General features: G+C 68.3%; 1 protein-coding gene. It reads right to left on the bottom strand.

Features of this window, described 5'->3' with window-relative positions; genetic code table 11:
• On the bottom strand, positions 1-218 hold a 218-nt coding region (locus tag ACLEJR_RS27145), incomplete at both ends, for an RHS repeat domain-containing protein (protein ID WP_440817805.1).

Genomic DNA, 218 nt, shown 5'->3' with positions numbered 1-218 from the left:
GTTTCGCGACCGTCCGGGGTGGTGAGGCCGATCAGCCGGTGCTGGCTGTCGTAGCGGTATTCGGTGACGAGGCTGTGGGCCTTGCCCCGGCGTTCGCGGATCAGGTTGCCGAAGGCGTCGTAGTCGTAGTGCCGGTCGCCGTCCAGCAGCAGGCGGTTGCCCTTGACGGTGACGGGACCGGGGCGGTCCATCATCAACAGGTTGCCGGCCGGGTCGTG

The organism is Pseudomonas sp. SMN5 (assembly GCF_052041925.1).
Classification (GTDB): Bacteria; Pseudomonadota; Gammaproteobacteria; order Pseudomonadales; family Pseudomonadaceae; genus Aquipseudomonas.
The sequence above is the reverse complement of the archived record's forward strand: the minus strand, read 5'-3'. Positions and strand labels throughout refer to the sequence as shown.